Consider the following 12394-nt stretch of genomic DNA (forward strand, 5'->3'; position numbering starts at 1 on the left):
GGAAACTGTCCCCCCGTTTTGGCGTTCTCAAAATGAATTTGTTCCTCCAGCCCGCCGCGAAATGGCGAAGCTTGCCGGGAACGTTACCCGCAACCCCGTCAGGGGCGAAGAAAAACTTTCGGGGAAAAGCACCCCGACCGGTCCCCGCGATGCGCAGCGCGTTGAAATCGTGCCTGTACTCGCGAACGCTGCGCCGTGCCGTGCCAGCGTGGGCTTGATCGCGATCATGCACGATGGTCTTGCCGCCGGCTGAAAGCGGCTCCCAAAGGGCCGAGGCAAGGCGGGACCGGACCCGCGCAGTGGTCCGACCCGTGCAGGGGGCATCCGGATGGCCGGGGCTTGCTCCTTTCCGCGCCGGCGAACGGTATCCGCCGAACCACCGGGTCATGGGGTGAGGAGGGCTTCCAGCTGGGACAGGCTCAGATCACCCGGCTTCAAGGCGCTGCGCGTCAGGTGGTCCGCCACGCGGCACAGCGCTGCGTTCACCGGGGTCGGCACCCCGTGAAGGCGTCCGAGCAGCGCGATCTCGCCGTTCAAGTAGTCGGTTTCCAGCCGCGTGGCGCCGCGCAAGAGGCTCTGGTTCGTCGAACCGCCCACGCGGGCCACACCGGGCAGCGCATCGACGGGCCGCATCATTTCACCGCGTCTGGGGTCGCTGTCGTCCACCTCGACCCAATCCAGCCCCGCCGCGCGGTAAACGGCCTCGGCCTCGGCCCGAATGGCGGCTTTCAACGGGCCGGGATCGGTACTGTTGCCAAGCGTGGCTTTCAGAATATTCACGAGGTTCAACAATAGCTTGCCACGTTTGCTCGCCATGACGTTTTCATGCGTGAAGGCGCCGATATTCGCGGCCTCCAGGGCTTCGGCCATGCGACGGTCGTCGTCGTCCGTGCCGCCCGGATAGCGGCCCAGGTCGAAGATCCCCAGTTTCGGTTCGGTGAACACCGCCACCTCACCCGGGACGAGGTAAAGCGCGGGCATCATCACCGTGACGCCGTGCACATTCGGAAACATCCGCAGCGCGGCGCGTTCGTTCGCCACCCCGTTCTGCGCACAGAAGATCGGCTGATCATGGACGCCCGCCGCGCGCAAATCCTCCAGCGCGCCTTGGGTGTCCTGCGATTTCATGCAGAGCAGGATCACGTCGTCGGGCCGCCAATCGACCTCGGCGGGCGATGCGACCGCTGGCACATCGCGCAGCTCGTCGATCCCCGGCGCGCGCAGGCGCAGCCCGGTATCCTGCATCGCCGTCAGCATCGCGCCGCGGGCAATGCCGATGGTCTCGACCCCGGCCCGGTCCAGCGCTGCCGCCACCACCCCACCAATCGCGCCAACGCCGTAAACGACGACCCGCATGCCCTGTTCCTTTCCTGACCGATCCGGTGCACCCGTCCAAGCGGTGCAACGCAAAACGCCCGGGCGCAAGGCACCCGGGCGTCATTCTTGCTGTCTTCAGCGATCAGCTGATGACCGTGTCGTTGTCGAGGCCGTCCAACTCGCTTTCGTCGACTTCCGGCATCGCTTCGAGTTCTTCCTCGGTATAGCCATCAAGGATCAGCGTCCCGTCCCCCTGCACCGAGAAGGCGTCCAGCGGCAACTCAACGGTGTATTCGCCAAGGCCGAGGAAGCCACCGATGCCGATCACGGCCGAGTATTCGCCCGAGGCCTGCACGATGTAGTCGATCTCGCCCACATCATCGCCATTGGCGCCTTCGACACTCATGCCGAGCACTTCACCGACGGTCATGCCTTCGAAATCCGAAATGTCCTGGCCCATGTCGGCCGCGGCGGCCATCTCGGTGTCGCCGGTCACCTCGGCTTCGGCTTCGGCCATCTCGCCTTCGATCTCCTCACCGATCTGGTTCAGATCGTCGGCAATCTCGTCACCGGCATTGGCGACGGCGGTCGCGGCGGCGTCACCGGCCTCTTCGATGTCCTGGCCAACTTCGCCAGCGGCGTCGGCGGCCTCGCCACCCATTTCTTCGAGGGCGGCACCGGTTTCAGCCATTTCCTCTTCGACTTCGGCGCTCAGGTCGGTGTCCATGTCGGCTTCGGCCGAGTCAGGGCTGGGCATCGCGGCGCCCAACGCGCCCGTGTCGATCACCACATCATCGTCGAGGCCGTCCAGCTCGCTTTCGTCGACTTCGGGCATCGCTTCCAGTTCTTCCTCGGAATAGCCGTCGAGGACCAACTGGCTGTTGTCGTTCATCGAGAAGGCACCCAGCGGCAGCGACACGGTGTATTCGCCAAGGCCGAGGAAGCCACCGATGCCGATCACGGCCTCGTAACCGCCGTCAGCTTCGTAGATGTAATCAATCTCGCCGACGTCGTTACCGTTCGTGCCGACAACATCCATGCCGAGGATCTCGCCCACGGTCATGCCGTCGAAGGCCGAGGCATCGTGCATGCCCATCGTCTCGGACATCGTCGTTTCATCCATCGTGCCGCTGTGGCTTTCGGCATAGGCCGGGGCGGCCATGGCAAGAATGACGGCGGTGGTGGTCAGTGCGTTCTTGAAGGTCATTGTCAGATCTCCTGTGCAGCGTTGATGTCAGACCAAGCAACAGGAGGGGTGCTGGGTTCCCTGAAAAATATCGGAAAAATAATGACTTAAACACGGGTCAATCGGACTCAACGCCTTGTATCCGACTCCGTTCCAGATGCCCGGCCAAATAAGCGAAAACCGGCCATCCCCGTCGGAATGGCCGGTCTAAAGCTGCCGGTCGGCCCCCAACGGGGGCCGGCGATCAGTAGCGGTAGTGTTCGGGCTTGAAGGGGCCTTCCTGCGGCACGCCGATGTAATCGGCCTGCTCCTTGGCCAGTTCGGTCAGTTTCACGCCGATCTTCTTGAGGTGCAGGCGCGCGACCTTCTCGTCCAGCACCTTGGGCAGGACGTAGACCTTGTTCTCGTAGTTCTCGCCCTTGGTCCAAAGCTCCATCTGCGCCAGCACCTGGTTGGTGAAGCTGGCCGACATCACGAAGGACGGGTGGCCGGTGGCATTGCCCAGGTTCAGCAAGCGGCCTTCGGACAGCAGGATGATGCGCGAGCCCGAGGGCATCTCAATCATGTCCACCTGGTCCTTGATGTTGGTCCACTTGTGGTTCTTGAGGGCCGCGACCTGGATCTCGTTGTCGAAGTGGCCGATATTGCCGACGATCGCCATGTCCTTCATTTCGCGCATATGCTCGATGCGGATCACGTCGCGGTTGCCGGTCGTGGTGATGAAGATGTCGGCATTGGCGACTTCGTCTTCCAGCGTGACCACCTCGAACCCGTCCATAGCGGCCTGCAGCGCGCAGATCGGGTCGACTTCGGTCACTTTCACGCGGGCGCCCGCGCCGCGGAGGCTGGCGGCCGAGCCCTTACCCACGTCGCCATAGCCGCAAACGACGGCGACCTTGCCGGCCATCATCGTGTCGGTGGCGCGGCGGATACCGTCGACGAGCGATTCCTTGCAGCCGTACTTGTTGTCGAATTTCGACTTGGTGACGCTGTCATTCACGTTGATGGCAGGGAAGGGCAGGTGGCCTTTCTCCATCATCTGGTAAAGGCGATGCACGCCCGTGGTGGTTTCCTCGGTCACGCCCTGGATCATGTGGCGCTGCTTGGTGAACCAGCCCGGAGTTTCGGCGAGGCGCTTCTTGATCTGTGCGAACAGTGCGACCTCTTCCTCGCTGGTGGGCACTTCGATCAGGTCGGTTTCGCCCTCTTCGACGCGTGCACCCAGCAGGATGTAGAGCGTGGCGTCGCCGCCATCATCGAGGATCATGTTCGCGCCGCCGTCTTCGAACTGGAAGATACGGTCGCAATAGTCCCAGTATTCCTCGAGCGTTTCACCCTTCACGGCGAAGACCGGCGTGCCACCCGCAGCGATCGCGGCGGCGGCGTGGTCCTGCGTCGAGAAGATGTTGCACGAGGCCCAGCGGACATCGGCGCCCAGCTCCACCAGCGTCTCGATCAGGACGGCGGTCTGGATCGTCATGTGCAGCGACCCGGCGATGCGCGCGCCTTTCAACGGCTTGGAGGCGCCGTATTCCTCGCGCAGGGCCATCAAGCCCGGCATCTCGGTTTCGGCGATGTCCAGTTCCTTGCGGCCATAGTCGGCGAGGTTGATGTCCTTGACGATGTAGTCCGTGCCCATGTCCGAGGCTCCACATTTTGCAAATTCCGTTGCGGCGCAGATAGCACCAGACCCCTGCGACGGCAACGCGACACGGGAACGGAAGCGGGCGGGGGACGTTTTGCACGTAAGAAAGGAGATTTTCGATGAGCGGGATGCATTCAGAAACGCAACGCCACACCCGCGCCTCTGTGTCGGGCGATGTGCGCGCCGGTCCGGGCGACGCCGGGGCCGCCGATGCGCCGCGCGAGCTGCCGAAATCGGACCAATACGAACGGCGCAGCCGCTATGCCGGGCGGTTCACACTGGCCGTCATCGCTGTTGGGATACTCGTCGCGATCATCAGTTGGGCGTTGGCCTGAACCGAAAAAGGAGCCACCCGGCAGGATGGCCCCTTTTCGCGTCCGGAATGGGACACGTTACTTGCCGGGCGCACCTTTCTTGGCGCTGCCTTCGGTTCCCTTCGCGGGGCCGGGCTTGTTGCCATCCGCGCTAGGCGGCTGCTTGTTGTTTTCCTGGAGGGGCACACCTTCGGCGCCGCCGACACCTTCCTTGGTCATGTTAATCTCCCTGAAATAATACGTCAGGAATGCAGGCTAAACCGAGGGTTGAAGATTCGCCTAATGCTTTCGGCCTGCGCATTGCATTGCTAAACCGGCGGGGACGCTCGTTTCAGGACCGAATTCATGCCCAAAGCCCCCCCTCGCGCCTGGCAACGGATGTTGTCCGGGCGGCGGCTCGACCTGCTGGACCCAACGCCGATGGATATCGAGATCGAGGATATCGCCCACGGTCTGGCTTTCGTCGCGCGCTGGAACGGGCAAACACGGGGCGATTTCGCCTATTCCGTGGCCGAGCATTCGATCCTGGTCGAGGAAATCCACGTGCGGTTGCAGCCGCAGGTGCCTGTCAAATGGCGCTTGGCCGCGCTGCTGCACGACGCGCCCGAATACGTGATCGGCGACATGATCAGCCCGGTGAAAGCCGCCGTCGGGCCGGGATATGGAGAGCTTGATACCCGGCTGACGGCCGCGATCCACCTGCGCTTCGGCTTGCCCGCCGTGCTGCCCAAGACGGTGAAGCAAGCGATCAAGCGGGCCGACCGCATCTCGGCCTGGCTGGAGGCGGTGCAGCTTGCCGGGTTCGCCGAGGGCGAGGCGGACAAGTTCTTTGGCCGCCCGGATGCGGCGCTGATCGAGGGGTTGACCCTGCGCCTGCGCCCGCCGGCCGAGGTGCGCGCGGACTTTACCGCGCGGCATGCTGAACTGATGGCGCAGATGTGACGCAGGCGCCCCCTGCCACTCCGCCGCGGTGGAGCGCACACTGCCGGATTGTTCCAAGTTGGAGTCTTCCCGATGATCCACGTTCGCCCCGCCCATGACCTCGACGCGCGCGAGATGGCCGCGATCCTGAACGCGGTGATCGAGATCGGTGGCACCACCGCCATCACCGATCCTATCGACGCGCAGTATTTCATCGACCGGATGAATGCCGAGCGCGAGGTGTCTTCCTGGCTTGTCGCTGAAAAGCCCGATGGCGAGATCGTGGGCTTTCAATGGGTCACGCGGGGCGGGGAATACCTGCCGCCCGAGGCCGCCGAGATCGCCACCTTCGCCAAACCGGGCCAGCAGGGTCTTGGCATCGGGTCGAAACTGATGGAGGCGACGAAAGCGGCGGCGAAAAGGTTGGGCTACACTTGGATCAACGCCAATATCCGCGCCGATAACGAAAGTGGGCTGACCTACTATCAATCCCGAGGGTTCGAGGACTACGGGCGGATCGAGGGCATTCGGATGGCCAGCGGGCAGGTGGTCGACAAGGTTCTCAAACGCTACGACCTGACCTGACCGTTGGGCCTATTGTTAGTTCCGTCACTTGACTCCGGCATTGCGGAGCCAGCGGCGCGTATCCGCCTGATCTCGGCGGCGCTCCTTCCGGGTGCGGCGGTCGGGCGACCGTGATTGATCGGGCGCATCCCAGTCTTTCTGGCGCGTGGCGGTCATGAGGCTGCTTGCGAAAATGCTGAGCATGGCGGGTCTCCTGTGATCTGCGACTAAGGGGACCATAGCCGTGTTGCGGCACTGGGCCGAGTCAGCAATACTGCTCATATGTTAGGTGAGCTTTCATATGGATTGGCGTGATATCCCCTCTCTCTCGGCGCTGCGGGCGTTTGAGGCGGCAGCGCGCCTTGGCTCCTATTCCGAGGCCGCGCGGGCGTTGAACGTGACGCACGCCGCCATTGCGCAGCACGTCCGCACGTTGGAAGAGCATTTCGGTCAATCCCTGATGACGCGGGCGGGCCGCGGCGTGGCCCCGACCGAAGCGGGCGCGCGGCTGGCGCGGGACCTGTCGGCGGGGTTCGGGGAGATCGCGGGCGGGGTGCGGGCCTTGATGCAAGGCCGCGCGGATCGCCCGGTCTCCGTCACGACCACCCCCAGTTTCGCCGAGGCGTGGCTGATGCCCCGTTTGGCGCAGTTCTGGTCGGCGCATCCCGAGGTGCCCCTCAGCGTCTCGGCCGAGGCGCGCATGTCCGACCTGCGCCGCGACGGCTATGACCTTGCCATCCGCTACGGGCGGGGCGAATGGCCGGGGCTGGAGACGATGCGCCTCACCGATCCGGGGATCGTCGCGGTCGCCGCCCCGCAAGTGGCCGAGCAACTTGGCGGTGCGTGGCCGGATACGGAAGCACAGGGCGCGCTGAAGCGGTTGCGCGGATTGCGCTGGCTGGTCGATCCGCAGGATGCGGAGTTCTACGCGTGGCTGCGCGCGGGCGGAATCGACCCCGACGCGTTGGAGGCGACGCGGCTTGAGACGAACCCGATGGTCCTGGCGGCATGTCGCAGCGGGGCCGGGGTCTCCGTCCAGCCACGCGCCGTGGTCGAAAGCGATCTGGCGGAGGGGCGTCTCGTGGTGTTGGCCGAACAGGCGGACAGTCCGCTGGCCTATCACCTCGTGCATTTGCCCGGGCCGATGCCGCCCCGGGTCAAGACCTTCGTGATGTGGCTTCGCCGTTCGATGGCGTGCTGAAACCCGTTACCGGAAGAAACAGGTTGTCCCAGACCAGAGCAGCGCAACGGTTTCGCCGGTCGGGTCCAGAAGGCCCGCAACTGCGCCCCGGGCGAATTCGTCCCCAAGCGTCGTGACCTGGAAGCTGACCTGGGGCATCTCGACCCGGCGCTGACCGGGGCGGAAGCCGTTGGCGACGGGCAAGTCCGGGTCGCTGGTCGTCCAGCCGACGAACGTGCCCTCCTGGAAGTTCAGCGTCAGGCCGTCTTCCCACTGGGCGGCGGTGACCGGCCCCGCGCCACATTCGGTCTGCGTGATCACCTGGGCCGGTTCTTCATCCAGCAGGCGCGAGACGGTGTCGATCACGCCGATCTGTGCACGGCCGAAATCGATGCGAAGCCCCGAAACGGTGGGTTCGATCCCCCGCCCATCGAGCGTGAAGGGCGGAACCTCGGGTTCGCGCGTGCCGACACAGGCGGACAGCGCGGTGGCGGCGACAAGGGCGATCAGGGCGGCAGGGCGGCGCATGGTCAGGACTTTCGGGCAAGAATGCAAAGCGGTGATTCCCCGCGCGCTATAGCGCAACAGGGGCGGCGTCGCAAAACACGGGTGCGTTCAGCGGGGGCTGCGCTTGGCGAGGATTCGCTGAAGCGTGCGGCGGTGCATGTTCAGCCGCCGCGCGGTTTCCGAGACGTTGCGGTCGCAGAGCTCATAGACCCGCTGGATATGTTCCCAGCGGACGCGGTCGGCCGACATCGGGTTTTCCGGCGGCGGCGGCATCTCTTCCTCTTCGGCGAGCAGCGCCGCGGTGATGTCATTGGCATCCGCCGGCTTCGACAGGTAATCGGTGGCGCCGATCTTGACGGCGGCCACGGCGGTGGCGATGGCGCCATACCCGGTCAGCACGACAATGCGGCTGTCGGGGCGCTTTTCCCGCAGGGTTTCGACAACGTCCAGCCCATTGCCATCCTCGAGCCGCAGATCGACCACGGCATAGGCAGGGGGGCGGGCAGTGGCGATGGCTTTGCCCCCGGCGACGGAGCCCGCCGCTTCGACCTCGAAGCCGCGCTTTTCCATGGCGCGCTGCAGGCGGCGCAGGAACGGTTCGTCATCATCGACGATCAGCAGGGACTTGTCCGGTCCGATTTCGCGGAGGCTGCGTTCTTGCGTCATGCGCATTGGTCCTTTGCCACTCTTTCCACGCTTCCTTATAGGGTGCTGCCGCGCGGGGTCAATTTGTCGCGCAGAAATTGTACGCACCATCAAGTTGCTGTCGTATAGCGGGAATTCGCCCGTCGTTGCCTCAGGAGCCGGGCTGCGCCGCCTCGGCGGCCTCGATGAAACAGGCCGTTGTGTCTGCCATCTGCTGCGGTGTCGTCTCGCGGTTGAAGAACTCCACGAAGCCGTGCTCGGGTAGGACGAGGTAGGCGAAGGCCGAGTGATCCACGAGGTAGTAGGGATCGTCGCCCTCGCGGTTGATCCGGTAGTAGACGCGGTAGGCATCGGCGGCGGCATCGGTCTGTTCCGGCGTGCCGGTCAGGCCCAGCATGCGCGGGTGCACGTTCTCGGTGAAAGCGGCCATGACCTCGGGGGTGTCGCGCTCGGGATCGACCGAGATCATTACGGGCAGGACTTCGTGGCCCATCGCGTCGAGGATATCCACGGCCTCGGCATTGCGCACGGTGTCGAGCGGGCAGACATCGGGGCAGAAGGTATAGCCGAAGTAAAGGATCGTCGGACCGGTGATGACATCGGCGTCGGTCACGGTCTCTCCGGTTTCGCTGACCAGCGTGAACGGCCCGCCCAGATCGGCCCCGCCGGCAACGGCACTGCCGCGGCATTGAGCGAAGACATCGGCCTCGCCACTTGTACGGCCCATCAGGATGGCCAGCGCCGACCCCGCGAGGAGCAGCGCGATCAGGATGACCGAGGCAACGGCATAGGTGCGCGACATTGGATTTGGTCCCTTTGGTCTGGATGGTCGGGGTCTGTGACGTTGAATACCTAGGCACTGCGCCCTATCAATTCACATCCTTGTCCCTGCGACGGAACGCCCCTCATGGCTTTTACAACGGATCCCGCCCTCGACTTCGTACGCCAGGAGACGCGGACCGAGTGGGTTCGGCTGCGCACCTTGCTGGTTCTGCGCTGGCTGGCGATCCTCGGGCAGACGCTGACGGTGGTTCTGGCCAGCTTCTATTTCGGGCTGCGGGTGGAGCTGGGCCTGTGTTTCCTGGCCATCGGGGCGAGCGTGCTGTCGAACCTGATCGCGATGTCGATCTTTCCCGAGAACCAGCGCCTCAGCGACCGGGACGCGATGCTAACGCTCTTGTTCGACCTCGCGCAGTTGAGCTTCCTTCTGTTCCTGACCGGGGGGTTGAACAACCCTTTCGCGCTGTTAATCCTCGGGCCGGTCACGATTTCGGCCACGGCGTTGACTCTGCGCTCGACCCTTGTTCTGGGGGTGCTGGCCATCGGGCTGATTTCGCTTCTGGTCTATTTCCACATCCCCCTGACGCTGGCCACGGGCGAGGTGCTGGCGCTGCCCGATCTCTATATCCTCGGCTTCTGGATCGCGATCGTCATTGGCATCGTCTTCCTGTCGGCCTATGCCCGCCGCATCAGCTCCGAGACCCATTCCATGAGCCAGGCGTTGTTGGCGACACAGATGGCACTCGCCCGCGAGCAGAAGCTGACCGACCTTGGCGGCGTGGTGGCCGCCGCCGCGCACGAGTTGGGCACACCTCTGGCCACGATCAAGCTGGTCTCGACCGAACTGGCCGAAGAGTTGGAGGCCATGCCTGAACTGGCCGAAGATGCCCGCCTGATCCGGGACCAGGCCGACCGCTGCCGCGACATCATGCGATCGATGGGCCGGGCCGGGAAGGACGACCTGCACATGCGCTCAGCCCCGCTGAAAGAGATCGTTCGCGAAGCGGCCGAGCCACATGCGTCGCGCGGGATCGAGATCGTCAGCGCGTTCTCCCCGGCGGAGGGGGCGGACCCGGCCCTGCCCACCGTCTGGCGCAAACCCGAGATCATCCACGGGCTGCGCAACTTCGTGCAGAACGCGGTGGATTTCGCCGAGGCGAGCGTCTGGATCGAAGGGCAGTGGAGTGCCGAGGACATCAAGCTGAAGATTGTGGATGACGGCCCCGGCTTTCCGCCCGACCTGCTGGGGCGACTGGGCGACCCGTTCCTGCGCCGCCGGTCGCGCGACAGCGACAGCCACCGTCCGGGTTACGAGGGGATGGGGCTGGGCCTGTTCATCGCGAAAACACTGCTTGAGCGGTCGGGCGCGAAGGTGACGTTCCTCAACGCCTCGGACCCGTTCCTGTCGGACGAGGACACGCCAGAGCACAAGGGCGCCATGGTCGAGGTCATCTGGCCGCGCGACGCCATCGTCCTGCCCGAGGAACAGGCAACCGGTCCGCTTGGGGAAAACCAGCCGATCACGGCCTGATCGCCCCGGTAAAGCCGCCCAAACGTCCTTAACGGCCTGTTAACCGTTGTCGCGCAGAGTGCGCGCGGGGTGCACTAAGTCGAGGGGACGACATGACTTTTCCGGACAGCATGACGGTCATGCTTTTCGCGGCGATCAGCCTGCTGACGGCGGCCTTGGCGTTGATCCTGACCGCGCGGTTGGCACCGGCACGGCGTGGGGCCGGCCTTGCCCCGGCAGGCATGGCGCGCCCCTTGATCGATATGCCTCACCGCTACGAGTTTCGCGAGGGTTACCTGCTGTCACCCGTGACCTCGGACGATGCCTTCCTACCCGAGGAGACCGACCGCACGACCGCGTTCGATGCCCTGGCCCGTGTCCTCGCCGACCTGCACCCGGACCTTCCTGCGCGGATGCGGGCCTTGCGCAAGCGGGGCGAGGCCTTTCTTCTGACCGGCACGCTGGGCCATGATGCGCTGTCGGTGGCCGGGCGGCACGAAGACGGGCGTGTCATCCTGTCGGTCGGCCCGGCCGATGCCTCCGATGGTCGCGCGGCGGTCGATTCCGCCACGTTCGCCAAGCTGCAGGAAGAAGCGGATGACCTGCGCACTGCATTGGACGCAGCCACGATGCCGATCTGGAAGCAGGACGGGGAGGGGCGTATCGCTTGGGCCAACGCGTCCTATCTGGGGCTGGCGGACCGCAAGCTTGGCGGTGGCGAAGAGGCGGTGGCGCTGGGCTGGCCCTTGCCGCAAATCTTCGCCGATCAGGTCGCCCCATTGCCGGATGTCGGCAAGATGCGCCGATGCAGCGTCGATCTGCCCGACGCCGAGACCCCGGCCTGGTTCGAGGTGTCGGCCCAGCCCACCGAGGATGGCGGCGCGATCTGCACGGCGCGGCCCGTCGACCGGCTGGTTCGGGCCGAGACGAGCCTGCGCAGTTTCATGCAGACCCTGTCGAAAACCTTTGCCAGCCTGCCCACCGGCCTTGCCGTGTTTGACCGGCGGCGCGAGTTGATGATCTTCAATCCCGCGCTGACGTCGCTGTCGAACCTGCCGATGGAATTCTTGGCGTCCCGTCCGACGCTCGTCGACTTCCTAGACCAGTTGCGCGAGGCCCGCCGCATGCCCGAGCCGCGCGACTACCGGTGCTGGCGCGACGAGATCGCGAAACTGGAGCAGGATGCGTCCGAGGGGACCTATCAGGAGATCTGGACGCTTCCCGACGGCCAAAGCCTGCGGGTGACGGGGCGGCCGCACCCCGATGGGGCCGTGGCCTTCATGTTCGAGGATATCAGCCAGGAGGTGACGCTGACCCGGAGGTTCCGGGCCGAGCTGGATCTTTATCGATCCGTGCTGGACGACGAGGCCAGCGCGCTGGCCGTGTTCGGGCGGGATGGGCAGATTGTTCTGTCGAACGCCGCCTATGCGGATCTGTGGGGCGACGACCCGCGATTGTCCGAGGTGGCCCCGCGCCTCGCCGATGCCACGCGGCTGTGGCAGGGGCGCTGTGCGCCGTCGGGCATCTGGGGCGATATCCGACAGTTTGCAGCCTTCCAGATCGAGCGTACACCCTCGGTCGAGACGATTACCATGCTTGGGGGGAAGCGTTTGGCCTGTCGGGTCTCGCCCGTGGCGGGCGGCGCGACATTGGTTCGGTTCCTACCGTTGGAGCACGGTCTGTCCGGCCCGTTGGGCTGGTTCGAGACGGTGACCAGCACCCCGCCCATGGCCGAGCCGCATGCTGCGGTGGCCGGCATGGCCGAGCCCGGGCAGGCTACCTACAGCCCGCCCGATCCCAAGGCCCTTTAAGAGGCGCCCACCAG

Annotated in this window: 15 protein-coding genes; 7 read left to right on the top strand and 8 right to left on the bottom strand. The window is 65.1% G+C overall.

Annotation, left to right across the window (positions count from 1 at the left end; translation table 11 throughout):
• Nucleotides 1–61 precede the first annotated feature (61 nt).
• Nucleotides 62–253, top strand: coding sequence for a hypothetical protein (locus KUV65_RS10725; protein ID WP_222190425.1), 192 nt, complete (start codon nucleotides 62–64; stop codon nucleotides 251–253).
• Nucleotides 254–384: 131 nt separating this feature from the next.
• On the opposite strand, the gene KUV65_RS10730 is transcribed toward KUV65_RS10725, so the two are convergent.
• The 3 genes from KUV65_RS10730 to ahcY form a co-directional block, all read right to left on the bottom strand.
• The gene (locus tag KUV65_RS10730; RefSeq protein WP_222190427.1) at nucleotides 385–1356 is read right to left on the bottom strand and encodes a ketopantoate reductase family protein; all 972 of its coding nucleotides are present in this window, start codon (nucleotides 1354–1356) and stop codon (nucleotides 385–387) included.
• Nucleotides 1357–1459: 103 nt separating this feature from the next.
• Complete coding sequence (locus tag KUV65_RS10735) at nucleotides 1460–2524, bottom strand: hypothetical protein (protein WP_222190429.1); 1065 nt, start codon at nucleotides 2522–2524, stop codon at nucleotides 1460–1462.
• Nucleotides 2525–2747: 223 nt separating this feature from the next.
• The gene (ahcY, locus tag KUV65_RS10740) at nucleotides 2748–4142 is read right to left on the bottom strand and encodes an adenosylhomocysteinase (RefSeq protein ID WP_222190431.1); all 1395 of its coding nucleotides are present in this window, start codon (nucleotides 4140–4142) and stop codon (nucleotides 2748–2750) included.
• A gap of 125 nt (nucleotides 4143–4267) precedes the next feature.
• On the opposite strand from ahcY, the gene KUV65_RS10745 reads away from it, so the two are divergent.
• Nucleotides 4268–4483: a hypothetical protein gene (locus tag KUV65_RS10745; protein ID WP_222190433.1), complete on the top strand. Its 216-nt coding sequence runs from the start codon at nucleotides 4268–4270 to the stop codon at nucleotides 4481–4483.
• A 57-nt stretch (nucleotides 4484–4540) separates the two neighbouring features.
• On the opposite strand, the gene KUV65_RS10750 is transcribed toward KUV65_RS10745, so the two are convergent.
• Entirely contained in the window at nucleotides 4541–4681 is a 141-nt protein-coding gene (locus KUV65_RS10750) for a hypothetical protein (protein ID WP_222190435.1), read from the bottom strand.
• Nucleotides 4682–4807: 126 nt separating this feature from the next.
• Between KUV65_RS10750 and KUV65_RS10755 the strand changes: the two genes are divergently transcribed.
• Complete coding sequence (locus tag KUV65_RS10755) at nucleotides 4808–5404, top strand: HD family hydrolase (RefSeq protein WP_222190456.1); 597 nt, start codon at nucleotides 4808–4810, stop codon at nucleotides 5402–5404.
• 72 nt (nucleotides 5405–5476) lie between these two features.
• Entirely contained in the window at nucleotides 5477–5968 is a 492-nt protein-coding gene (locus KUV65_RS10760; protein ID WP_222190465.1) for a GNAT family N-acetyltransferase, read from the top strand.
• A gap of 24 nt (nucleotides 5969–5992) precedes the next feature.
• Here the strand turns inward: KUV65_RS10760 and KUV65_RS10765 are convergent, their stop codons facing one another.
• The gene (locus tag KUV65_RS10765; protein WP_222190467.1) at nucleotides 5993–6151 is read right to left on the bottom strand and encodes a hypothetical protein; all 159 of its coding nucleotides are present in this window, start codon (nucleotides 6149–6151) and stop codon (nucleotides 5993–5995) included.
• 97 nt (nucleotides 6152–6248) lie between these two features.
• Here KUV65_RS10765 and KUV65_RS10770 point away from each other — a divergent pair, with 97 nt between their 5' ends.
• A complete protein-coding gene (locus tag KUV65_RS10770) occupies nucleotides 6249–7148 on the top strand; it encodes a LysR family transcriptional regulator (RefSeq protein ID WP_222190468.1) in 900 nt (299 codons plus the stop codon).
• A gap of 6 nt (nucleotides 7149–7154) precedes the next feature.
• Here the strand turns inward: KUV65_RS10770 and KUV65_RS10775 are convergent, their stop codons facing one another.
• The 3 genes from KUV65_RS10775 to KUV65_RS10785 all read right to left on the bottom strand — a co-directional run bounded on the left by KUV65_RS10775 (nucleotide 7155) and on the right by KUV65_RS10785 (nucleotide 9081).
• On the bottom strand, nucleotides 7155–7655 hold the full coding sequence (locus KUV65_RS10775) for a hypothetical protein (RefSeq protein WP_222190470.1): 501 nt from the start codon (nucleotides 7653–7655) through the stop codon (nucleotides 7155–7157).
• 87 nt (nucleotides 7656–7742) lie between these two features.
• The gene (locus tag KUV65_RS10780) at nucleotides 7743–8306 is read right to left on the bottom strand and encodes an ActR/PrrA/RegA family redox response regulator transcription factor (RefSeq protein WP_374107070.1); all 564 of its coding nucleotides are present in this window, start codon (nucleotides 8304–8306) and stop codon (nucleotides 7743–7745) included.
• Nucleotides 8307–8430: 124 nt separating this feature from the next.
• Nucleotides 8431–9081 (bottom strand): SCO family protein, encoded by a 651-nt coding sequence (locus KUV65_RS10785; protein ID WP_222190474.1) that lies wholly within the window; start codon nucleotides 9079–9081, stop codon nucleotides 8431–8433.
• 105 nt (nucleotides 9082–9186) lie between these two features.
• Between KUV65_RS10785 and regB the strand changes: the two genes are divergently transcribed.
• Nucleotides 9187–10590 carry a sensor histidine kinase RegB gene (gene regB, locus KUV65_RS10790; RefSeq protein ID WP_222190476.1) on the top strand — a complete coding sequence of 468 codons (1404 nt, stop codon included), beginning with the start codon at nucleotides 9187–9189 and terminating at the stop codon, nucleotides 10588–10590.
• 92 nt (nucleotides 10591–10682) lie between these two features.
• On the top strand, nucleotides 10683–12380 hold the full coding sequence (locus KUV65_RS10795) for a PAS-domain containing protein (RefSeq protein ID WP_222190478.1): 1698 nt from the start codon (nucleotides 10683–10685) through the stop codon (nucleotides 12378–12380).
• Nucleotides 12381–12394: the final 14 nt, after the last annotated feature.

It is taken from the genome of Maritalea mobilis (assembly GCF_019800885.1).
GTDB lineage: Bacteria > Pseudomonadota > Alphaproteobacteria > Rhodobacterales > Rhodobacteraceae > Roseibacterium > Roseibacterium beibuensis.